The organism is Nitrosomonas oligotropha, assembly GCF_900106555.1.
Lineage (GTDB): Bacteria > Pseudomonadota > Gammaproteobacteria > Burkholderiales > Nitrosomonadaceae > Nitrosomonas > Nitrosomonas oligotropha_A.
Map to the genome: position 1 here is coordinate 34,992 of NZ_FNOE01000019.1, position 22,814 is coordinate 57,805.

General features: G+C 50.0%; 23 protein-coding genes. 8 read left to right on the forward strand and 15 right to left on the reverse strand.

The annotated features are described in order from the left end of the window. Positions 1 to 13: 13 nt before the first annotated feature. Together BLU57_RS10620 and BLU57_RS10625 are read right to left on the reverse strand one after the other, a co-directional pair. Positions 14 to 574: a hypothetical protein gene (locus BLU57_RS10620; protein ID WP_090320421.1), complete on the reverse strand. Its 561-nt coding sequence runs from the start codon at positions 572 to 574 to the stop codon at positions 14 to 16. A 41-nt stretch (positions 575 to 615) separates the two neighbouring features. Further along, positions 616 to 1,398 carry a YiiX/YebB-like N1pC/P60 family cysteine hydrolase gene (locus BLU57_RS10625; RefSeq protein WP_090320424.1) on the reverse strand — a complete coding sequence of 261 codons (783 nt, stop codon included), beginning with the start codon at positions 1,396 to 1,398 and terminating at the stop codon, positions 616 to 618. A 428-nt stretch (positions 1,399 to 1,826) separates the two neighbouring features. On the opposite strand from BLU57_RS10625, the gene BLU57_RS10630 reads away from it, so the two are divergent. The 4 genes from BLU57_RS10630 to BLU57_RS10645 are packed head-to-tail and all read left to right on the forward strand — an operon-like array spanning position 1,827 to position 7,626. Beyond that, positions 1,827 to 2,009 carry a hypothetical protein gene (locus BLU57_RS10630; protein WP_090320427.1) on the forward strand — a complete coding sequence of 61 codons (183 nt, stop codon included), beginning with the start codon at positions 1,827 to 1,829 and terminating at the stop codon, positions 2,007 to 2,009. Positions 2,010 to 2,011: 2 nt separating this feature from the next. Further along, positions 2,012 to 4,744 carry a cation-translocating P-type ATPase gene (locus BLU57_RS10635; RefSeq protein WP_090320431.1) on the forward strand — a complete coding sequence of 911 codons (2,733 nt, stop codon included), beginning with the start codon at positions 2,012 to 2,014 and terminating at the stop codon, positions 4,742 to 4,744. A gap of 42 nt (positions 4,745 to 4,786) precedes the next feature. Further along, on the forward strand, positions 4,787 to 6,643 hold the full coding sequence (locus BLU57_RS10640) for a universal stress protein (protein ID WP_090320433.1): 1,857 nt from the start codon (positions 4,787 to 4,789) through the stop codon (positions 6,641 to 6,643). Further along, positions 6,640 to 7,626 (forward strand): calcium/sodium antiporter, encoded by a 987-nt coding sequence (locus BLU57_RS10645; protein ID WP_090320436.1) that lies wholly within the window; start codon positions 6,640 to 6,642, stop codon positions 7,624 to 7,626. Before BLU57_RS10640 ends, BLU57_RS10645 begins: the two co-directional genes overlap by 4 nt. Positions 7,627 to 7,687: 61 nt before the next feature. Here the strand turns inward: BLU57_RS10645 and BLU57_RS10650 are convergent, their stop codons facing one another. Next, positions 7,688 to 8,734 carry a hypothetical protein gene (locus tag BLU57_RS10650; RefSeq protein WP_090320439.1) on the reverse strand — a complete coding sequence of 349 codons (1,047 nt, stop codon included), beginning with the start codon at positions 8,732 to 8,734 and terminating at the stop codon, positions 7,688 to 7,690. Between the two features lie 179 nt (positions 8,735 to 8,913). Between BLU57_RS10650 and BLU57_RS10655 the strand changes: the two genes are divergently transcribed. Beyond that, positions 8,914 to 9,864 carry a histone deacetylase family protein gene (locus BLU57_RS10655; protein WP_090320442.1) on the forward strand — a complete coding sequence of 317 codons (951 nt, stop codon included), beginning with the start codon at positions 8,914 to 8,916 and terminating at the stop codon, positions 9,862 to 9,864. Here BLU57_RS10655 and BLU57_RS10660 read toward each other — a convergent pair. From BLU57_RS10660 to BLU57_RS10675, 4 genes are all read right to left on the reverse strand, one after another. After that, a complete protein-coding gene (locus BLU57_RS10660; RefSeq protein WP_090320445.1) occupies positions 9,861 to 10,979 on the reverse strand; it encodes a CobW family GTP-binding protein in 1,119 nt (372 codons plus the stop codon). The two genes, BLU57_RS10655 and BLU57_RS10660, sit on opposite strands and share 4 nt — an antisense overlap. 40 nt (positions 10,980 to 11,019) lie before the next feature. Next, on the reverse strand, positions 11,020 to 11,484 hold the full coding sequence (locus BLU57_RS10665; RefSeq protein WP_090320448.1) for a Fur family transcriptional regulator: 465 nt from the start codon (positions 11,482 to 11,484) through the stop codon (positions 11,020 to 11,022). A gap of 123 nt (positions 11,485 to 11,607) precedes the next feature. Next, positions 11,608 to 12,810 (reverse strand): zinc metallochaperone GTPase ZigA, encoded by a 1,203-nt coding sequence (gene zigA / locus BLU57_RS10670; RefSeq protein WP_090320451.1) that lies wholly within the window; start codon positions 12,808 to 12,810, stop codon positions 11,608 to 11,610. Between the two features lie 233 nt (positions 12,811 to 13,043). After that, positions 13,044 to 13,262 carry a hypothetical protein gene (locus BLU57_RS10675; RefSeq protein WP_090320454.1) on the reverse strand — a complete coding sequence of 73 codons (219 nt, stop codon included), beginning with the start codon at positions 13,260 to 13,262 and terminating at the stop codon, positions 13,044 to 13,046. Between the two features lie 6 nt (positions 13,263 to 13,268). Between BLU57_RS10675 and BLU57_RS10680 the strand changes: the two genes are divergently transcribed. The 3 genes from BLU57_RS10680 to BLU57_RS10690 all read left to right on the forward strand — a co-directional run bounded on the left by BLU57_RS10680 (position 13,269) and on the right by BLU57_RS10690 (position 16,054). Continuing rightward, a complete protein-coding gene (locus BLU57_RS10680; protein WP_090320457.1) occupies positions 13,269 to 13,613 on the forward strand; it encodes a hypothetical protein in 345 nt (114 codons plus the stop codon). Positions 13,614 to 14,057: 444 nt separating this feature from the next. Beyond that, positions 14,058 to 14,777, forward strand: coding sequence for a c-type cytochrome (locus tag BLU57_RS10685; RefSeq protein WP_090320508.1), 720 nt, complete (start codon positions 14,058 to 14,060; stop codon positions 14,775 to 14,777). Then, positions 14,774 to 16,054: a cytochrome c gene (locus BLU57_RS10690; protein WP_090320461.1), complete on the forward strand. Its 1,281-nt coding sequence runs from the start codon at positions 14,774 to 14,776 to the stop codon at positions 16,052 to 16,054. The genes BLU57_RS10685 and BLU57_RS10690 overlap by 4 nt, the downstream gene beginning before the upstream one ends. Before the next feature lie 496 nt (positions 16,055 to 16,550). On the opposite strand, the gene BLU57_RS10695 is transcribed toward BLU57_RS10690, so the two are convergent. The 8 genes from BLU57_RS10695 to BLU57_RS10730 all read right to left on the reverse strand — a co-directional run bounded on the left by BLU57_RS10695 (position 16,551) and on the right by BLU57_RS10730 (position 22,812). Next, positions 16,551 to 16,982 (reverse strand): hypothetical protein, encoded by a 432-nt coding sequence (locus BLU57_RS10695; RefSeq protein WP_143026966.1) that lies wholly within the window; start codon positions 16,980 to 16,982, stop codon positions 16,551 to 16,553. After that, a complete protein-coding gene (locus tag BLU57_RS16865; RefSeq protein WP_143026967.1) occupies positions 16,955 to 17,305 on the reverse strand; it encodes a trypsin-like serine peptidase in 351 nt (116 codons plus the stop codon). The genes BLU57_RS10695 and BLU57_RS16865 overlap by 28 nt, the downstream gene beginning before the upstream one ends. Before the next feature lie 205 nt (positions 17,306 to 17,510). Further along, complete coding sequence (locus BLU57_RS10705; RefSeq protein WP_090320470.1) at positions 17,511 to 17,759, reverse strand: hypothetical protein; 249 nt, start codon at positions 17,757 to 17,759, stop codon at positions 17,511 to 17,513. A 383-nt stretch (positions 17,760 to 18,142) separates the two neighbouring features. Then, complete coding sequence (locus BLU57_RS10710; RefSeq protein ID WP_090320511.1) at positions 18,143 to 19,018, reverse strand: type II secretion system protein; 876 nt, start codon at positions 19,016 to 19,018, stop codon at positions 18,143 to 18,145. Positions 19,019 to 19,057: 39 nt separating this feature from the next. Then, positions 19,058 to 19,450, reverse strand: coding sequence for a type II secretion system protein (locus BLU57_RS10715; protein WP_090320473.1), 393 nt, complete (start codon positions 19,448 to 19,450; stop codon positions 19,058 to 19,060). Beyond that, entirely contained in the window at positions 19,450 to 19,959 is a 510-nt protein-coding gene (locus tag BLU57_RS10720; RefSeq protein ID WP_090320475.1) for a type II secretion system protein, read from the reverse strand. Before BLU57_RS10720 ends, BLU57_RS10715 begins: the two co-directional genes overlap by 1 nt. A 7-nt stretch (positions 19,960 to 19,966) precedes the next feature. Then, the gene (locus BLU57_RS10725; protein WP_090320478.1) at positions 19,967 to 22,246 is read right to left on the reverse strand and encodes a secretin and TonB N-terminal domain-containing protein; all 2,280 of its coding nucleotides are present in this window, start codon (positions 22,244 to 22,246) and stop codon (positions 19,967 to 19,969) included. Continuing rightward, complete coding sequence (locus BLU57_RS10730; protein WP_090320481.1) at positions 22,243 to 22,812, reverse strand: hypothetical protein; 570 nt, start codon at positions 22,810 to 22,812, stop codon at positions 22,243 to 22,245. Before BLU57_RS10730 ends, BLU57_RS10725 begins: the two co-directional genes overlap by 4 nt. Positions 22,813 to 22,814: the final 2 nt, after the last annotated feature.

The following is a 22,814-nucleotide window of genomic DNA, read 5'->3' on the forward strand; positions in this document are numbered from 1 at the left end:
TTGTCTTGGTTTTTCAAAGTAGCGGGGTAACGCGCAGGATTACTCTGTAATCCTGCTTTTTAATGGCCGCGCCGGTTGCAGGATAAGGTTGTACTGCCAGCAGCTCCAATTTGTAATCAGAAAGTTCGTGAACGATAGGATAGACATTCGGAGAAGTCAGCGTGATCTTTTCCGGATCCTTCCCGGCACGAATAACATCGATCGCGATAACAACCTGCCCTGACCAGATGCATTCAATATCAGACGGACAACGCGAATCCTCGGTAACATCGGAAAAACGAATCTGCAGACCAGTGCTACCGATCTGTGCGGTGTGGTCCATTGCCAGTTTAAACGGTAGATTAAGTTCCGCTATGCCGCTGGGCGCGGTATCGCTGTACTTCAGTATGGAAAATTTTCCACTGTCAAAATCCAGCTGTAATTCAACATCGTACAGCAGATCATTATTGTTCACAGTGATCTGTGGAATACGCACTATCCGCTCCGATGAGGAAAAGCTTGGCAATTCAGCAGCCACCGCAGCACATGGAATAAAAAAGCTACTGAGTAAACCCCAAACAAGCAATTTTTTCATGCTATCAATCCCTCACTCTTGATGAGATACCGTCATTCCGCCTATTCACAGCCAGGTTCGCGATCTTTGTCGCTCCAAGCCAGTGAGCGGTAGTCAAAACCATTTTCAATCACCGGCTTAATAATGTCGAAGTAGGGCGAAATGTCGAAATCGCGCGGGGTGTACAAACTATAATGACGAATGTGGTAGATATCCGCGTAGCAATCGGTATGCCTCGGATCATCCGACCAGGTACGTTGAATCTCTGGCAATATCGGATAGCGCACCGACTCAAACGCTTGCGCGATGAGCGTCGAACAGATCGCCCGTGTCGGATCTCCACTGCCGAGCGCTAACATACGTCTGCGGAACCGTGTCGGAACCGGCATTGTCGGCAGCAAATAGCGCAAAAGGTCGAAAATGTGCTTGAGATCATAGTGCTGGCCGATGCGCGCAATAACAAAATCCACCACGCGCTTGCGATCCTCATCGTTCAAACCGACAGGACGGCAAATCCGGGTATGCATCTGCGCATAGTGAGCGAGTGTTATCGCGCGCACACCTTCCTTTAGATCGGCTTCTATCAATACCTGGGGCAACTGCCAAGGCGCGCTGTGCGGCAGCACGTTACCAATGTAGATGGCGGCATGCGACCAAGTGGATTGCGTAAGGTATTTGATGGCTACGCTGACGCGAGTATCCCCCTCCACTAAAAGCACGTCGCCGGGTTGCAAAGTGGCTGCCAGTTTTTCCTGACTGATCGTCGCCACCTGAACGCTCTGCCGAACCGGCTTGGTTAAGAAGTGCGCCAGCCCGCGGCCTACAATTTCAGTCACCTGCCCCATGCGATTTCCTTACATCGTTATTTATTTCCGAAACATAGCATCAATTAAATCAACTCTAAAGAGCTTTGCATGAGCGGCGGCTGGCTTACCCAGGTATAAAAATATGATTTTGTTGAATATAATAATGTTAACCCATTGATTAACCGCCACATCAGCTTTGCAACATCAACAGCAACTGATTGAGTCCGTCAGCTACAATTCCGTTTGATGAGCATTTATTGTCAGAACGACAACGATCCCTGCAGCGATGAGAGATTATCATTCGGAATTAATTGATTAAATGAATCATTGCCATACCAAGGTTTACTCTACCAGTGATTGCCAGTAAAATTTTCGCGTATTTCCATCTTGGCAGGAAATTACCCGCAAGCATAAACCCTGCACTATAGCGTTTTATTTTAGCCGGCACTCCCATCACACAAGCGCTTATGTTTCATGATTTGAACACGATTGCCACAGTTGTTGCCGCAAACTTACTCGATAAGGCCGCTCGCTCTGCTGATTGCCCAATGCGCGAGCGCTATTCCACGCCGGATGAGGATTACAATACGGATTGGGTTTCCCGCGCCTTGATCGAGGTTCCATGTACTGACGGTGAGGAATCAACATAACGATGGAAAATGACGCAGCGAAACACGATGAAAAATCAACCGGCAAAAGCCTCCACGGATTGGCATGGCATGCATTGCCGCCCGATGAAATCGCCGCCCTCTGGAAAACTTCCAAGCAGTCGGGGTTGACGGCGCAAGAGGCCGCTCAGCGCTTAAGCGATTTCGGCGAGAACTGTCTACCGGAGCCAGTCCGCCGGGCCGCGTGGCTTAGATTCCTTTTGCAGTTTCACAATCCGCTGATCTACGTTCTGCTGCTGGCTGGGTCGGTTACCCTTGCATTAGGCGGATTGGTCGATGCGCTGGTCATTCTTGGCGTTGTCGTCATTAACGCCGTCATCGGATTCGTCCAGGAAGGTAAGGCTGAGCGGGCGCTCGATGCAGTTCGCGGTATGCTGGCGGCACGCGCCGCGGTCGTGCGCGACGGTGAGCGCCAGCACATCGATGCGGCACAACTGGTTCCCGGCGATCTAGTGTTGCTGGAATCGGGCGACAAAATTCCCGCTGACTTGCGCCTGATTCATACGCGGAATCTGCAAGTCATCGAATCCGCTCTCACGGGCGAATCGGCACCGGTCGAGAAGGAATCGGCCGCCGTATCCCAGCAAGCCAATCTGGCGGACCGGACCAATATGTGCTATTCCGGGACGCTGGTGAGTTATGGCCAGGCGCAAGGCATTGTTGTCGCTACCGGCGTGCTTACGGAAATCGGACGTATCGGTGCGATGGTCAGCGATGTCAAAAGCCTGGTAACACCCCTGACACGGCGGCTGGATCAGTTCGCCCGGCAAATCACCGCTTTCATTTTAGGGGTCGCGGCAGTAACGCTGTTGTACGGTTATTACATCGCTCAGCTTCCATTGTTCGATTTGTTTCTCGCAGTTGTCGGACTGGCCGTCGCCGCGATTCCCGAAGGTATGCCGGCCATCGTGACAATCGTGCTGGCGATCGGCACCCGGGTCATGGCGCGCAAGAAAACCATTGTCAGACGTCTGCCGGCAGTCGAAACCCTCGGCTCGGTTTCGGTGATCTGCACCGACAAAACCGGTACGCTGACCCGGAATGAAATGACCGCCGTCCGGCTGGTATTGGCCGGTTTCGAGATAACGGTGTCAGGCGCAGGATATGCGCCGGACGGCGGTTTTCACATCAACGGCGTCAGTATCGACCCGGCAGCCATTGCCGGATTCGAGGATTTGGCGCGATGCGCGCTGCTTTGCAACGACGCCCGGATTCATCATGATGCCGCCGACAACTGGACGCTGACCGGCGATCCGACGGAAGGCGCCTTGATGACGCTGGCTCACAAAGCGGGCATGGAACCGTCCGGCGCTGCGCCGCAGTGGCCTCGCGTCGACGCGATTCCGTTCGAATCCGAGCGTCAGTACATGGTCACGTTGAATCACGATCACGGCGGACGCCACCTATTGTTTTTGAAAGGCGCGCCGGAACGCGTCTTCTCGCTCTGTAAAACGCAATCCGGCGGCACTGCTATCGATCGCGATTACTGGGAAGCCGCCGTCACCCGCGCCGCTCAAGCAGGTGAACGGGTATTAGCGCTCGCCCAAGCGCACTGGACAGAGAACCGGCAAGACATTGAAGTTAGCGACATCGCGCCTCGCTTTGAGTTGTTGGGGTTGGTGGGCATCATTGATCCGCCCCGGGAAGAAGCGATTGCAGCAGTCGCCGAATGCCACTCGGCGGGTGTGAGGGTCAAGATGGTGACTGGCGATCATGCGATCACGGCGGCGGCGATCGGCAGCCAGCTCGGCCTGGTTTCCGGACGAACCCTGACGGGTGATGCGATCGAAAACCTGGATGACAGCGCGTTACGTGAACATGCGCTCACCACCGACATCTTTGCCCGCGCCACACCGGAGCATAAACTGCGGCTGATCACCGCCTTGCAGTCGCAAGGCCATCTCGTGGCAATGACCGGAGACGGTGTAAACGACGCGCCGGCATTGAAGGCGGCTGACATAGGAGTCGCCATGGGTCAAAAAGGCACCGATGCTGCCCGCGAAGCATCCGATCTGGTTTTGACGGATGACAACTTCGCCACGATTGCCAGCGCTATCCGCGAAGGCCGCGTGGTTTACGACAATATAAAGAAATCGCTGATGCACATGTTGCCTACCAATGGCGGCGAAGCCGGTGTCATTCTGCTGGCGATCTTTGCTGGTTTGCCGCTACCGGTAACCGCCGGTCAGATCCTATGGGTAAACACGGTCACGTCGGTCACGCTGGCATTGGCTTTGGCATTTGAACCGGCGGAGCGGGGTGTCATGACGCTTGCGCCACGCCCGCCCGGCGAGCCTTTGATCACGCAAGCACTCGGGTTGCGGATTCTGTTTGTGATCGTTTTGATGGTAGCCGCGACATTCGCCATCTTCAATTGGGAATTGCAACGCGGCAGCAGCCTCGAGACGGCACGCACCGCCGCAGTCAATATGATTGTGGTGTGCGAACTGTTTTACCTATTCAATGTCCGTCATTTTACGGCGCACGCATTCAGACTGGAAACGCTACGCGGCAGCCCGGCGGTTCTACTGGTATCCGGCATTCTGATCGTACTGCAACTCGCCTTTACCTACACAGCACCGATGCATCATCTTTTCAAAAGTGTCGCGCTCGATATTCATTCCTGGGCGGCTATACTCAGCTTGGGCTTACTATTGTTCCTGTGCGTTGAAGCGGAAAAAACTTTCCTGCGTATCGCCAGAATCGACCGTTTGTGAAAAGCCGGTTGCATATATTCCATACGCAAAGGAGCGCTATTAATGAAACTGATTAACCATGTCTTTGTTGCAACGGATTTGTCATCCCCATCCTTGCAAGCCATCGAGCGAGGCTTCGATATTTCCCGGATAACTTCAGCCCGCTGCACGGTCATGCATGCTCTCGGACTGAACGCTTTGGGTTCGCTGCAGGATCTTATCGGAGACCAGGCTGCCACCGTCACGAGCAAACTGGTCGATAAGCAGCGTAATGAATTGCACTCGATCATTTCCGATACTTCCCGCAACCGCGGAGTAACTGCTGAAATTCTAGTCGAGGAGGGATTGCCCACTGCGGCGATTCCGACTTGCGCCGCCTCAACGAGCGCGGATCTTGTCATTGCCGGTTCCCGCGGGGATAACGCATTGCGCCGGCTTCTAATTGGCTCGACCGCCTCGCATCTGCTGCGCAAATGCCATTGCCCGGTATTGATTGTGAAAACCGGCGTCCACGGCTCGTACAAGAAAGCTTTACTGGCGATCGATTTTTCGCCGGCCTCGGAACTTGCTCTCCGGATAACCCGTGAGATCGCTCCCGATGCCGGTATCGTGCTGTTCCATGCCTTCGACGTGCCGTTCGAAGGGTTGTTGAATTACGCCGGCGTCACCCAAGATGACATTAAACGCTACCGGCACGAAGCCTGCAGGAAAGCGTTGCATTTACTGCACGAGCTGGCCCGGAATGCAGGCTTGACGGAAGTTCAGTATCACGCGCAGGTGGAGTGCGGCGACGCCACGCGCGCCATCCTCAATCAAGCCGAACGTCAAGATTGCGATCTGATCGTTATGGGCAAGCATGGCACGCACGTTACCGAAGAATTATTGCTGGGAAGCGTCACAAAACGAGTGTTGGACGAAGCGCCAACGGATCTCTTGGTAATCGTCGATGCACGTTCTCCGGAATTGGCAACGCTCGGCGGAATACAAACCGGCGGCCGCATTTCCGGCGAACCGGGCACGGAAAAAGATGCGCCCCCCTCACCGTCCTTCCCGCCGCCAGCGCATTTGCTGCTGGCAACCGATCTAAGCCCGCGCTGCGACCGCGCGCTCGACCGGTCTATCCAGCTGGCGCAGGCTTGGCAGTCGCATCTGACAGCGCTCAATGTCTTCGATGTTCCCGACGCGCCGGATCAAATCCTGGCATGGGCCGCAGGCGATCAATCGTTTGATTTGCAACACGATGCGCGTCATCAGTTAAACCAGGATCTGGCGAACATGGGATCGCGCACCGACATCCGGTTGGTCCGCTCAGCCGCGCCTGCGGATTCGATCACCCTCGTTGCCAGGCAAACCGGCGCGGGATTAGTGATAACCGGCGTAGCGCGGGACGAACCGCTCGGGCGTTTTCTGCTAGGATCCACTGTCGAGAAATTGTCGCAGACATTGGAGCAGCCGCTGCTGATCGTCCGCAATCGTGTCCATGGGCCGTATCGCAATATTGTCGCCGTCACCGACTTATCCCGGAATTCCAGTGCCGCGTTGCTTGCCGCCGCGCAGTGGTTCCCGCAATCCGCCGTGGATGTGTTTTACGCACATGAGCGTCCCAAAGCGATGGGTTCCGCGCCGGAAAGCGCAGCGTTAAAACTTGCCAGTTCCGCAGTTCATGAACGTTGTGAGCGGTTCGTCACCGGCAGCGGCATCCCCCGGTTACGAATCAGGCACATCGTACCGGTGGATGAAGCATTGGAAACTTCACTCACCCGGTATGTCCGCCGGCACGCGATTGATCTGGTCGTGATGGGTTCCAGTGAAAACACCGGTTTGTTCGATACACTGTTCAAAAATTCCCTTAACCGGGTTTTGCAATGGATTTCTTCGGATGTACTCGTGGTTCCCGCAGCGGATAAGCAAAGCGGATGATCCAATTACATCCGGTCATCATCTTCCTCGGCGGCTTGACAATCATCGTCCTGGGAGCCGAGATGCTGCTGCGCAGCGCTACCCGGGTGGCGGCAATGCTCGGTATCAGTCCGATCGTTATCGGCTTAACCATCGTTTCGATCGGAACCAGCACCCCCGAGCTGGCGGTCGGCATCACGGCGGTCGCGGAGGATAAAGGTTCGCTGGCGGTCGGCAATATCGCTGGCACCAATATCCTCAACATTTTGTTTATCCTGGGCCTGAGTGCGGTTATCCGCCCGCTGCCAATCCGGCTTCTGAGTATCAAACTCGATGTGCCGGTGATGATCGGCTCGGCTTTCATTTTGATTCTGCTGTCGCTTGACGGCGTTCTGTCCCGGATCGAAGGTATGTTGCTGGTATTTGCGGCGGTGTTTTATACAATCTTGCTGATCAAAGAAAGCCGCAAGGAAAGTGCCGCAACCAAGAAGGAATTTTCGGAGGAATTTGGTGAGAAGCCCATTCCCAAAGCACATCGGTATCCGCAATATGCTCTACAGTCATTGCTATTGTTCACAGGTATGGCGCTAACAGTATTGGGTGCGGATTTGCTGGTTGCGGGGGCGGTGAACATTGCCAAGACTTACGGCGTCTCCGATGCTTTCATCGGATTGACAATCGTTGCCATCGGCACATCCGCGCCGGAACTGGTAACGACACTCGTAGCCACTTACCGGAATGACCGGGACGTGGCGGTTGGCAACTTGATCGGCAGTAGTATCTACAACATTCTGGTGATCCTGGGTTTGACTACGCTGGCCGCCCCTAGTGGAATCGGCGTTGAGGATGATATTTTATGGATCGATTTGCCGCTAGCGGCAATCGTCGCCGTTGCTTGCCTGCCGGTATTCCGCAGCGAGCGGATGGTATCGCGCAATGAAGGGATTGTTTTTGTAACTGCGTACATCTTCTATCTGACCATGCTGGTCATGCTGCGCACATGACGATGGCCGACACGGTCTGATGGTTATCTCAAATAACTGCCATCAGACCGGCAGCAATTGACTATTTCAAACCAGATAAATCCTGCTGATACTTTGATTTGCATTGCTCGCCTTTTCCACCCAAATCCAACACCCCCTTCGTTCGCATGCATTCGTTATATTCAAACAAAATATCGTTCTTTTTCTGCGCGGTCTCGAGCGAAGCCGACAGCTGCTTGACCTGCTGCGCGATATGCTTCAAATTTGTATCCGAAGCAGCGCCAACACCCTCTATGCTTTCTTTGGTTGCATCCAGTTTTTTCAACGAAACCTGATTAATTTTATTGACTTGTTCAGCAAACGCCTGATTGGCTCTGCTGGAATAATTTTTTAATTCATCGACATTCTGTTGCGTAATGCCTGCTAACCTTGTTTGATAATTATTGAGCTCTCCCTGCACGAAGGTATTGATGCTTTCCTTAAAGCCATCCAGTGAACTATCGATTTCCTGCTTGAATCCCAGCATTTTTCTTTCAATTAAAACTTTGACGTCATCATCCAGTTTTTTAACGATAGAGTCGGAAATTTTATCAACCGGGGGACGTGAGTCGATAATTTCCACTTTTGCCGCAGCCAAGTTGGATTTTATGTCATCGCCGAGCGATTTCTGCTTGCTGTCAATCTGATTGAGCGCATACTTTTCATTTTCCGCAACCAGCCAGGAAATCAACACCAGCTCTTTTTTCTTCTCCTGATTCAGGCCATGAATCATCTCATCCAGAATACTTGCAGCCGCTTCCTTATCCGCTATTCCCTTGGCGTGCGATAAGCTGGCCGAATCCAAATAACTCTGCAAATTGCCCTGAATCTCGCTGACATTGGCATTCGCTCTCGCGGATACCATCGACTGACGATAAAACTCGTACGGCAAATAAACCAGGGCTAGAAGAGCGCACACAATAGACGCCGCCGTTTTCCAGCGTTTGTGCTGGATATAGAAACTCAATCCGAGAAATACCAGAGCCAAAAGGAAAATCGGCATTAAAATTTGCGCAATTTCCAGCCAGCCTCTTTCCATCAGTGATTCAAACGAAACAAACTTCAATATTTTGGCAATAAACTCATTCATCAACGACTCCTCATATGACGAAAAAATGCAATTAAATGTAACAGATAACAGCTATTATTCAGGATAGTGATAATTTATCATGGTATAGCCATTTGATTGTATAAACTTTGGCTTTCAGCACCTGCCGGCATGACCCAGGATTCCGCTCGACATCGAATTTCAACGTAACAGGGAATAGCGTGCAAACAGCATATATTACACATCCGGATTGTCTCAAGCATGACATGGGCATGGCCCATCCGGAGTGCCCGCAGCGCTTAATCGTCATTGAAAATGGGCTGAAAGCCACCGGGTTGCTGGCGCAATTGCAGCGCTACGAGGCTCCGCTGGCCACAACGGAACAATTGGCGCGCGTGCATACTCAGGAATATATTGAAAGCATCCGTCAGGCTGCTCCGGCAGCCGGTTTGATTGCCTTGGATGCGGATACCGCGATGAATCCTTTTTCTCTCAGTGCCGCGTTACACGCAGCGGGGGCGGTTGTACTGGCCACCGATCTGGTTCTGGCCGGTACTGTCAATAATGCATTCTGCGCCGTCCGCCCGCCCGGTCATCATGCGGAATCGGATCGTGCCATGGGATTCTGCCTGTTCAACAATATCGCGGTCGGGGTGGCGCATTCCATTGCACAGCATCATTTGCAGCGCGTTGCGATTTTGGATTTTGACGTGCACCACGGCAACGGCAGCGAGGAGATTTTCCGCGACAACCCGCACGTCATGCTGTGCTCGACGTTTCAGCACCCCTTTTATCCCTACAGCGGCGCAAACAGCGCCACCGAGCGCATGATCAACGTACCGCTGCCGCGCGGCTGCAACGGCGCGGCATTCCGTCAAGCCGTCACCGATCACTGGTTACCGGCACTCGACCGCTTCAAACCGGAGATGATTTTCGTCTCCGCCGGATTCGATGCGCATCGCGACGACGATATGGCGCAACTGCAACTTGAAGACGAAGACTATGTCTGGATCACGCGGCAGATCAAAGTCATCGCTGATCAATATACACACGGCCGCATTGTTTCGGCGTTGGAAGGCGGGTACGATCTAAAGGCATTAGCACGTTGCGCGGTCGCGCATATTCAGGCATTACAAGCAAAAAATACCCCTTCCGTTAGCGCAAACCGCTAATGGGTGTTTGTAGGTAATGCCGCGCATCCGGTCAACGCGGAAAATGTATCCTCGATCCCGGAACGAGGGACATTCCGGGTGATGAATACAATGCGGGTGCGCCGGTCATCCGATGGCCATCCGGTCAATTCCACCGGAGGATGAAAAATATGCTGAACCCCATGAATAACTACCGGACCCGTACGATTCCTCATATTCACTATCCCTTTGATGCGCAAAATATCCGCGCCTTTGACCGTCATCAGCAAATCCAGCCAACCCTCAAACAATTCGGGATCGATCGGCTCGTCAAAAGTAAAACAATAAGACGGGATATGATCATCATGGCGGTTAATATCCGGTTGTTTAACGATGGATCTCTTGGAAGAATACAAAGTTTGCGCTGCATCATGCCGCACAGATTTGTATCGGCTTGAAGGATTTCCGGCATACGCTTCCGCATTCAGCCACCTGACAACATCCGGCGTTTTTTGATCTATCGAAAATAAGTTAGCACTGAATACCGATGGCCCATCCACCTGACCGTTTACAGCCAGTAATTGTGTAGCGGCGGGATTCAGAATCGCCAAGCGCTGTTGCAACGTACGGCGTTGCTGTTCATCGATTAAATCACTTTTGGTCAAAATAATCCGGTCTGCTACTGCAGCCTGCTTTACGGCTTCGGGATGATGATCCAGTGTATCCATCGCGTGGATACAATCAACGGTAGTGACAACCGCATCCAAGCGATAATGCGCGGTAATGTTTTTGTCCGTCATTAAGGTATGTAAAATCGGAGCCGGATCAGCCAATCCGGTGGCTTCGATGATCACCCTGTCGTAGTTGCGTACCCCATTGCGGGAAAAGCGCCAGGTGATATCTTTCAGCACCTTGGCCAAATCGCCGCGCATCGCGCAGCAGATACAACCATCCCCCACTTCCATGACCAACGTTTCATTGCTATGCGCAACCAACAAATGGTCCAGACTGATTGCACCAAATTCGTTAATCACAACCAGGGTTCGTCTGAAAAGTGGTTGCTGAACCAAATGATTTAACACCGTAGTTTTGCCGCTGCCTAAAAAACCAGTCAGCAGGGAAACCGGAATCGGCGATGATTTTTTTACAGTATCCACAGTCCTTCAACAAGCTGAGTAGCAAGCCACGAGGCACCGTTCACGCTGGATGGCTTTGGCAATGCTCACAAACTCCATGCAGTTCCAGCTGTTTTTGTGCCAACATAAAACCGGTACTTTGAATGCTACGCTCAAGCTCCTCGATGATGCGCTTCTTGATACCGACTTCCTTGACACTGCCACAGCGGTCACAGATCAGAAACTGCGGTGTCTCATGCTGATGATCACATGCAATGTGCGCACACGACATATACTGCCCGGCGGTTTCCAGTTTATGAACCAGTTTTTCCTGAATCAGGAAATCCAGCATGCGATAAACGGACATCACCGGTAACGATTCCTGGAATTGCGCTTTGTATCGATCCACGATCTCATAAGCCGAAAGTGGCGTAGCAGAAGCCAACAACACCATGAGTACATTCTTTCGTTTGTGCGTTAATTTTGTTCCTGCCGACGCACAAACTTCCCGTGATTTCTTGATGATTTGTTCGATATCGACTGACATTTTTAAAAATTTCAGTATTCGGAATGCTCAGAAATACTGCTAGTGATTAACCGGTAAAAGCATATCATGCTAGAGAAATTCTATGTGCAGATCCATAAATTCAGTTGAAAATCATAGCCATTCTTATTGATCATCCCACGCGGGAAATGGATCTTCCAAGGTTAACCAATATTTCTCTCCTGCTTGTGATTCTTCATCGGTCACTAAACATTCATCCAGCCATTGGCATATTCCTTGTTGATCAATATTCTGACCGATAAAAACCAATTCTTGCCGCCGGTCTCCATGCGGCTCTTCCCATTTCTCCAGTATCGATTTCAAATAATCTTCATCGTGCGGCCATTCATTTCTAGGTACAGCTTTCCAAAACATACCGGCATAGCCATAGTGCGCGATGCCACCAGCTTGATTCCACTGTCCCGCATAGTCCGGCCGGGTTGCCAGCCAGAAATATCCCTTCGACCGGAGTAATTTTCCTTCTGACCAAGGTTGATGGATAAAATCGTAGAATCGTTGTGGATGGAATGGTTTCCTGGCTGTATAAACAAAACTACTGATGCCGTACTCTTCCGTTTCAGGTATATGTTCGCCGCGCATCTCCTTTAACCAGCCGGGCGCTTGTTGGGCATGCTCAAAACTGAATTTTCCGGTGTTTAAAAGCTTGCGCAATTCAACTCGGCCATCTTGGATGGCAATCATTTCAGCTTCAGTATTCAAACTGCGCAAGATACCTTGGAGTTGAATTAATTCACCCGGACTGATCAAGTCAATTTTATTGATCAAAATGACATCACAGAATTCCACTTGATCAATCAGGAGATCAGCGACACTGCGCTCATCATCTTCTCCCAGGCTTTCCCCTGTCTCCTGCAGCATTTTCGCTTCTTCAAAATCCTTCATGAAATTTACCGCATCTACAACCGTTACCATCGTATCGAGCCGGGCGATATCGGACAGACTGATTCCCTTTTCGTCAGCGAATGTAAATGTTTCCGCAATCGGTAACGGTTCGGATATACCTGTAGATTCAATGACCAGATAATCGAACTTTTTCTCGATGGCTAGCCGCCGTACTTCGATGAGCAAGTCTTCGCGCAACGTACAGCAAATGCAGCCATTGCTCATCTCAATGAGTTTTTCTTCTGCGCGGTTAAATGAAATTTCTTTCTCGATGATGGAAGCGTCAATATTGATTTCACTCATATCATTCACAATAACCGCAACACGCAGTTTTTGCCGGTTATTCAGAATATGACTCAATACGGTCGTTTTACCCGCACCTAGAAACCCGGAAAGCACAGTCACCGGTAATCGATTAGTTGGCATCAGTTTGATTTAAATTAGTAGAATTGATATTTGTTATGATATAACATATCAAAATGTAACACAATATAATCTTTTCCTAGCCATTAAGGATCCGTCAATTTCCGGCACGACTCAATCAGGAATTGGTGCCATAGCAGTAACTTGCAACGGCCTTTTTTTAAGGTTTGGTTGAAGTGCGCTTTTACAAAATTGAACAGATTACTGAAATTAATAATCGATGAATCCATTAAAAATTACAGTGACCAGCATGCATTCGCAAAAATTAAGCGGGTTGAATAACGAGTGGTTAATCGTAAAAATGCTTCAAATGCCAACAGACAGTCCAGTATGTTCCATTCCGCGCGGCAAATAGCGGTCAGCATGATTTTGGCAATGACGATGAGTGCAATGGACGAAGTAATAGCAGAACAAGTAGTTGGGGATTCGGCAGCGACGGCGGATTGCACGATCATTTGGAAATGTCTATTTTCAATGCATCCAATACGTTGGGCCGCAGTACCGGCGCATATCGCATCGAACTCAAATTATTCGAGTCCAAAGCCGACAGCGATACTTCAGTTGCTATTGCCGCATCCCCTATCGCAATCGTTTTTAATCGCGGGCTTGCGCAAGATAAGTTTGAATTGACAGTCTCGGCAGCTGCAGACCTGAAAGACAACTCAGTTTTCGTCGCGGAAACAGGAATGTTAACTATCCAACGAGTCAAAGCACTGGGCTCATATTACCAAGCAAAACTCAAACATCTCGGCGATAACAAATTTGAACTGATTGATGTTCAGGAAATTCCTGCAACCAAGGAATGAAAAATGCCCTTAACTTCCGCTTACAGAACCCCCAATAGCGTTAAGAACGCGTTCTCAGCCGGATGACAAGTGCAGCAAGAGGTGGCGCTCGGTCACCTCAAACCGCAAAGGTAGCGCGATGATCAGGCAAGGCAAAATCAGAAGAAAAAGCATACCGTTTGCGAGTGATCAATAAATGTTTTGAATTTGATTTCAAAGCAGCATCCGCGGACATAGCAGTTTCTCAGCGTATCCCCAGGTTTTCTGGAGGGATATCACCCGGTTGTCTGGATTGCAGGTAGTGATATACACTGCAATACTGTACCGCAATTCTGCACGTCAACTGCTGGAATGGTTGACAGTTTTACCGCTCGTTCCACAAGACAGTTTGACGCCAATACGGAACTTCAGGAAAGCATTCTGAAGATTTACCGGTGTTTTAATTTTTTTCATGGACCCATGTCAATGAAGTTTTTTGCTTTTATCTTTTTAGCGATGATCTCCGGCTTGGCAAGTGCTGCCGAGCCGTCATCATCCGGACTATCCGATACCCTGGAAGAGCGGGTAAAACCCTGCATCATCTGCCACAGAGATGCTGACCGGATAGACCGGGATGCCTATTTCCCGCGTATTGCGGGCAAACCGGCCGGTTATCTCTTTAATCAGTTGCGTAATTTTCGTGATGGGCGGCGCTATTATCAGCCGATGGCCATTTTGCTCGAAAACATGTCGGATGAATACATGCGGGAAATCGCAGAGTATTTTGCTGCCCAGCCCTACGCTTATCTGGAGCCGGTAGTACCAGCACTGACACCGGATGAAATCAAATCCGTGGAAACACTGATGTATTCCGGCGATCCCGAACGCGATCTTCCGGCATGCAGTGCTTGTCATGGCGAAAAACTGATGGGCGTGCAACCGACCATTCCCGGCCTGCTGGGCTTGCCGCATGCCTATCTGGCGGCGCAATTCGGCGGCTGGCGCAATGGCGGAATCATGCGCGGCCAGATACCGGATTGCATGTCGGAAATAGCCAAGAAACTGACTCAGGAAGAAGTTAATGCGCTGGTGCAGTGGCTGCCCGGGCTGCCGGTATCGGGACAATCCACCGGAGCGGATGCACTTACTCCGGAATTGGCGCAGCGTTGCCGGACTATTTTGTCCGGAAAGGAAGTGACACGATGAGAAATTTAAGCGAAGCAAGATTAACGAGCATATGGCGGATCATTGTTTGCGTTGCAGGCGGTTTGCTGTCCCTGGTGCAAATGGCATCGGCTCAGCCGCTGACTGACTCCGATACGGAACAGGTCCGGCGCGGAGAATATCTCGCCCGGGCAGGCAACTGCATGGGGTGCCATACCACGCGCGGTGGCGAGCCTTACGCGGGCGGGCGCAAGCTGAATACGCCTTTCGGTCAATTCGTCACACCGAATATCACGCCGGATAAAGAAACAGGGATCGGCAGCTGGAGCGGCGAGGATTTCTGGCAGGCGCTGCATTACGGAAAGTCGAAGGATGGCCGTAATTTGTACCCGGCTTTTCCGTATACCGAATATACCAAGGTTACCCGGCCGGACGCCGATGCAATCTTCGCCTATTTGCGTTCGCTGCCGCCTATCGCACAAACCAATCCTCCGCACAAGATCAATCCACCTTACGATAATCAGGCACTCCTGTATCTTTGGCGGAAGTGGTATTTCAATGAAGGCGTCTATCAGCCGGACAAATCGAAAAGCGATGAGTGGAACCGAGGTAATTATCTGGTTCAGGGGCTCGGACACTGCAACGCCTGCCATACTCCGCGTAATGTATGGGGAGCAAGCCAGGACGATCAGCTGACGGGCGGTAAAATCATGGGCTCCTACTGGTATGCGCCCTCGTTGATATCCCCGCTGGAAGCCGGGGTGAGTGAATGGCCGGTCGAGGATATTGTCGAACTGCTGTCCACCGGGATAAACAGCCATGCTGTAACTTCCGGCTCTATGGCCACGATTGTCCGGCAAAGTCTGCAATATCTATCGGACTATGATATCCGTTCGATAGCGGTTTACCTTCAATCCCTGGGCGAGAAGAAAGGCGACGCCAAAGCACCCCGGAAAGCTCGCAAAATGCCGGAACAGGTGCGCCAGTATCTAGCACTCGGGCAAGAAGTATATGAAAAACACTGTCAGGACTGTCACGGCCAATCAGGCGAAGGCATACCGAAAATATATCCTCCGCTGGCTGGAAACCGCAATGTGACCATGAGCCCCCCGCTGAACACCATCCGCAACGTGCTGTATGGCGGGTATCCTCCTGCCACAGCTGGTAATCCGAGACCTCATGGCATGCCACCGTATCAGCATTTCATTCGCGATACTGAGATTGCCCAAGTAGTGTCTTATATCAGGAACGCATGGGGAAATCGCGGCAGTCTGGTAAGTCCGGAAGACGTCGATAACAGCCGGGGCAGCGAATTCTGAGCCGCTCCGGTTATTCCAGAGATTTTTTGGTTTGAGTCAGAAGACCTCATCGTCTCGGCGCTGGAAGCGGGGAGTATGCGCTAAAATCTCTGGGAAGGTGTGTTGCAGCGCATTCTGGAATATTGCAAGCTGAAAAATAGCAGCCCATTCAAATAATTGATTGGTTATGTTTTGGGAAACGCTGAACAAATCCTGAAGTCTGGGATAAAAGTTTTTCCTGATAACTTACTAAATACGCCATGTCACACCAAACGAGCTTTGCAGATCTTGATTACAGTAGCAAGAAACACCGGGCGCGTCGGGAGGCTTTTTTAAGCGAAATGGAATGGGTAATACAGTAGCTAGTTTTGCTAGCGCACATTGAGCCGCATTTTCCTAAGGCCGGGCAGCGGGGCCGCCAGCCGATGTCGCTGATCTGATTAGTAAGTTTTTCATGGCATTTCCCGTAGAATTATTCAGCCACCGGCAGTTGTAGTACTGCCGGTGATTGGATAAATTAGCAATTTCCGGATTTATGAGTGCAGGCAGCGTCTAAAATGCCTGTTTTAGAAGAATTGGTAAATTGAGAATCCAAGTTACTCGATCCAGCAATCTTTTGACTTGTATCTGTCGGGCCATACGACATTACACCAACTATGGCATTCACGATTCCTGACACGAATTGTCCGGAGGAAAGTTCGCCAAAATTTTCTATGTATGGCCCTCCCGAAGACTCCTGAGTGAGGTCACTTCCAAATTCTACCGTATTAGTAGTGGTGGATTTAAAACTCTGAGAGTCGACTCGATGGAGAACATTGCCTGAATCAAAGGATGAAGGAAATCCCAGCATGGTTACATGATTTCCAGCAAGCGCATTTGTTCTATAGCCCAAGTAACCAACAACTGACCCAATTTTTTGCCCTAGACTATTATCTTGCATTTCAAGCAAGGCATAATCCCCAGAATTAGGCAATTTCCCAGTAATATTGTTAGCCCAGTAACAATCCAGGTAGCGGTAAATTGACCATAAGGTGCACTACCGGAGTGATACGCGGGAATAAACTTGAAATTTACATACCTTTGCTTCTTAACAGGGTCAAGTACACAGTGTCCAGCGGTTAAAACCAACCTTGGTCTAATAACAGATGCTGAGCATTGATAGGTATTGCCAACACTGTCACTAAAGAATAGCTTCCCACTAGCCCGATAGGGATAGGAATTTTGAACGGATGGTGCAGGACTTACACGTGAACTGGTGAAATAGGCATTCACTGCTCCTGAAGCATAAGTATCTTATTCCAAAGCGTTATAGATCTGAGCCTCATGATCGTTGTCTTGCTCGATTATTGGCTCAAAGATTTTAGCTTTACTGCGTTTCACTTTGATTTCGGGTGGACACCCAGGCTCGCTAACCTGCTCAGCGTGATCAGAAAACTCCATGTATTCGCTGATCGCATCAGTTTCAGTTGCTTTGGGCCTAAGGAATCGGTTTGGCATTTCTATAGCGATCCGGCGTCCAGAAATCGGCTTGACTGCCATCGCGCATTAACTTATAGGGCGATTCAAGTTCAATTGAAACCGAATGCGGCCCTTCGGCCTTGGTTTCAGGTTGTATTGGCTGATTATTTGATTGATTCGATAAATCCCATGAAACATGGTCTTGAGCGAAAGTAATACCGCTCCATGCGATGCTTGTGGCGAAAGCCAGAATACATATCTTTCTCATTTTTATCTCCTTGCATTTTGTGTCATTGAAAATGTCCACAGCTCTTGTGGCCGCGGGCAGAAACTAGGATGCAAAAAAACGAAGGGGATTTATATCCAAGAATTTTCATATATGAGTTTTTTAAATGCAAGCTTGACGTAGCACTTTCTTTTAGCCCTGACTGTGCAGTGACTTGTTTAAGCACGCACTTGAAAGAGACAGGACTGACCACGTCAGGCTGTTTCAATGAAAAGGCAATTACTTCCACTGCTTTCTTAGCTTTCTCACCCCAGTTCTTCTTGCGTTAAGAATAGGATGTTGACATTGATCGGCGCTTCCCTAGTGCAACTGCACTATATTTCATCTTAAGAAGCCAGAACAATTGTACTAGGTAATTGCGGTTATTAATCCATCGGAAATCCGGATGAGTTTGATGGCGCACCGGATTGTGGTGCAAACGGTGAAGCATTACCCGCTGACGAAGAACGCGAAGAAGGTGAAGCTGCGCCTGAGGAAGATTGCGGCGCAAAAGGGGAATTGGACGGTGAAGCTCCCGGTGCCGTGTTCGGCTTGGATTGATTGGAGGCCGGTTTCGATGAGCTGCCGCCCTCACCGGGTTTATACGTAAATTTCCAATCCCGGTAAGTTAATGCTTCTGAGAATTTAGCATATTGCTCGGGAAATTTATCTTTCTTGATGGGTTTCTTTTCCGATAGGCTGTATACGCCGGTGATTCTCTTAGTGAGATTGGAACCTATACCAGGACTGCTGTTCGGTGTCGCGCTATTCGATGCCTGATTTGGCGTTGCGTTACCGGATGTCTGGCCAGTATTGGGCACCAGGCTATTGCCCGAGGGCTGGTTACTGCCCGATGCTGGGTTACCGCCCGGCACTGCAGTATTACCCGCGGTTGAATTCTGGCTGGCAGCCGGACTGTTACCGGACACTGTATTACCGCCGGGCGGAGGTTCTTCAATGGTGCCCCACTCCGCTGTATTGGTGATCGGGTCCATATAGATTTTACGCAAATGGCGTTTGATGGCCGGTGTGCGTTTATCCTCCAGCAACTCCTCCAAAGTTTCGGGAAATTGTTTAGTACCAGTGTTGTAGTAGGACATAATCGCTTTGCGAAATTGTTCGCCTACGTAAAGCAATTCGGCCTCTTTCTCACGCTGCGCTTTTACCTGCCACACCTGACCTACCCCGGCCATGACAATCCCCGCCAGAGTGACTCCGAACAAAGCCCAAAGATAAACAAAACCGCTTGCCCGCCGTGGCATATCATGTGCACCGCAAGAATTCGAGCAAGCCCCGGTCATTTACCATTCTTGATAGTACGATCCATCCAGGGCTCTTCCTGAGTAGCCGCTATAAACATCATAGACGCCTGATTCCGTTTCGTTCTTGGGAGGAACCTCGACCCAGGTTTTATCACTTTCGGTAAAGGGATCTTTCGGCACGCTGCGCATATAGCGTTTGTCGACCAGCTCGGCCAGGTCAATAGGATATTTACCAAAGTCCGAATAGAACTGATCGATGGCGTTGCGCATAATACCCAAGTCCTGCCGCAACACGGCTTCTTTGGCTTTATCGATAGAATTAAAATACTTCGGCGCGACAATACTCAACAATGTCGCGATAATCGCCATAACCACCAGCAGTTCGATTAAGGTAAATCCTCTGGATTTCCGGGTCCCAGATAGGTTTATCATCACCACTCCCGGTAAGGAATACCGTTCAGGCCTATGGCTTCCGAACGTGAATAAACATCATAAACATCGTCACCCTCCTTGGGACTATCCCAGGGGCTTTCGTAACTGCGCTTCCCCCAGGTATCTGCAGCCGGAGTCGCCGAAACACCGGCAACATCCAGTTCGACAAACAGCGGGTCAGGGGGCAAGCGGCGCAGGAAATAAATAATCTTCTTGTCCGGACTCTTGATATCCGGCACGCCCATGAATAATTCCTCCAGCCGGGGTGGATAACCCGATTCATCGGCCTTCTTGGTGATACGCCCCTCATCCGAAGCCTGCTTGTAGGCATCAATGGCCGTTCGTATCTGGCGCAATGCAACGCGCAACTCCTGCTCCTTCTCGCGTTTCACCATGAGCTCCCGCAATGGCAACGCGGCTGTCGCTAAAATAGCCATGATTGCCACCACGATCATTAATTCAATCAGCGTAAATCCTCTGTGCTTCACGGAAACTCTGGATGCAGCCATAAGCCGATTATTTGATATTGACACTAACTGGCGGCGGCGGCGTCACTTCGACCGCTTGACCATTTTCCATATCTTCCGCGTTTACATTCTGGATATTGATTTCCGTTGTACCTGGGTTAGCTGCGATCACCTTGAAACGAAGCTGCGCCGCCAGACCGGAAGGCTGATCCTTACCTAATTTGATCACGCGTGTACCTGACTTATCCCCACCATCCAGGGCTTCCAGCGAACTCGCTTCATAATTCAACACTAAGTCGGAATTAACCGTTGCTTTTGCGCCAACCAGTCGCACACTGACAGAAAATTCCTTACCCAGCCCTACATTGGTCGGTGATTGAAGGGTAAGCGTAGGCGTTCCGGACGCGGAAGCTGCAACACTGGCAAATGGATTCGGTGGCGGTTCTTGACCTTCGGCTGGCGGAGAAAAAGCATCCTGAAGCGCAGCCGCAACACCGCGGCCAGATCCAGCCGGTGCGATGGATAGAGATTGTGCCGCTGTTTTCTTGATGGTAATGGGCAATTTACCCGCTTCGCTGGCCGTACCAAAATGATATTCGTTTTCCAGATTGATTGGTCTTGGGATATTGCGAACAATACGAGGCGTAATCAGTAATACCACTTCATTTTTTGTTCTCTCAATATCTTGATTAGACGTTAAGCGATCCAATCCAGGAATATTTAATAATCCCATCAGACCACCAATCTTTCTTGTTTCCCGATTATCAATCAGTCCCGCTATAACTTGCGTTTCTCCATCTTTGATTGTTAGGATAGTTTCAGCATTGCGCGTTCCGACCCGAGGAGCGGTTGCACCATTAGGCCCTGGTATCGTTTCTAGAACTGAACTCACCTCCAAAGTAACCTTGAGTGTTACATCGTCGTTTAATCCAATACGCGGCTCAACATCCAACTTAACCCCCACATCGATAAATGTTGGTGTTGCAGTAACGATCGCGGTCACCCCAGGCTGTACGTTAGCGGAGAAAAAAGGCTGCTTGGTACCTACATGAATTTTTGCTTTCTCCCGGTTATTTACTCGCACCCTGGGATTTGCCAATATATCTCCCGTCGAAAGGTTCTGCAAAAAATCAATTTTTGCTTGACTAGTCATACCGAAACTCTTAAGTCCAGAAAAGCCAAAGTTACTGAGTAGAGCCGCCGGAGCACCAAGAACTGCTTGTCCAGCATAATTAAATTGCATCGACTGAGGAAAATTGGGTCCCAATACAAATTTATTAGTGCGCGAAACATCCAAAATCATGACTTCGAGCATAACTTCGGGTTCGGCATAATCATTCAGGCTCACCAATCGTTCGGTTAAACGAATAGCTTCCAGTGTATCACGCATGATAAACAGATTAAGTTGTTCATTGACATAGATATCTTTGGCTTTAACGATACCTCTGACCATCGCAACCATCTGTTTGACATCGGTATGCGCCACTTGAAAGCTGCGCACAACCAATTCTTGGTAATCTTTTAATTTCGCCGGTGTATTAGGATAAATCAATAACGAATTACTATTGAGCACTTTGTATGCTAATTGATTGGTCGCAAGAATCAACTTCAATATATCTTCGATCGTATTTTGCCGGACAAATATGGATATTTTGGTATCTTGCCTGATGTCTTTATCAAAAACAAAATTGATACCCGCAGTCCGCGACATCAGTTCAAATACAGTTTTCAAATCAGTGCCTTTGAATTCCATCGTCACCGCTTTCTTGAAAGCGGATTCCAATGCCAAATCAGTGACCTCAGGCCGTGTCAGCCGCAAATTGATTTCTGAAATCAATTGACGCGCATGTAATTGCTGCGGATTCTCTTGTAAGATAGCTCGCACGAGTATTTCAGCTTGCGCAAGTTCACCGCGTGCCAATAGGGCTTTAGCGGAATCAACTCTGGCAATGTGGCGGCGTTCCAATGCAATCAATTCGAGGCCTTCCTTAGCGCGCTCATTGAATGGATACAGATTTAAAATGCGTTGAAATGCTTGTTCTGCACGCTCCAGATCACCGGATAAGCGCAAGCTCTCGGCCTCAAACTGAAGTTTACCTATCACTTCTTCGCGCAGGCGTATTGATACTGTCTGTATTTCTTGATTCGCAGGTTCCTCACGTTGCGCTTGTTCCAATTTTGCCATGCCATTTTCAAATTGGCCCTGCGCTACCAGCTTTTTCCCCTCGTCAAATGCTTTGTTCCGGGTAAAGAATGTTTGGTTATTGATTGCGCACCCTGCAGTAGTCGCGAGCAAAATAATGAGGATATAAATTCTCCAGCTTTTCATCGGAACGTTCCTGCGATTTTATTGTTAATAGTGAGCGTCTGCTTTATATTGAGCGGTAGATAAGTGACGGCAATTGTACTGTCATTGATGGAATCCAACCGGTATTTGTCATTAATTTTTCCACCGATCTTGGTAATGAAATTTTCTCCCGATTGCGAAAGAAAAACCCAAGTTTCGTCGTCCGTAACAGCCTTGCCGCTATATTTGAACTGTAGCGGCGGTGCTGTGGGTGCGGGGGGAGGCGTGGCTTTTTTTATTTGTTCAGCCAGCGCAGCCTGCTGTTCGAAGCTGACTGGCGGTTGTTTAGGCGCCCATGTCGTGGATACAAACAATTCTCCCGCCAATGGATTGAATTTCCGCTGTCCAAGTTTACCGACATCCAACAGCTCCGCGCTGCTTTCTTGATTTTTTGCCCGGTCTCTACTCGTGCTTGCTGTCTTTACCGGTTGCACGGTTTCTACGATATCCGTCGATGTCTCTTCCTCTTCAACCAACATCACAGCGACTAATGTGGCTAGCAATGCGCCGCCTATCATCAATTTCCGCTTTTTCTCAGCTTGATCCATTG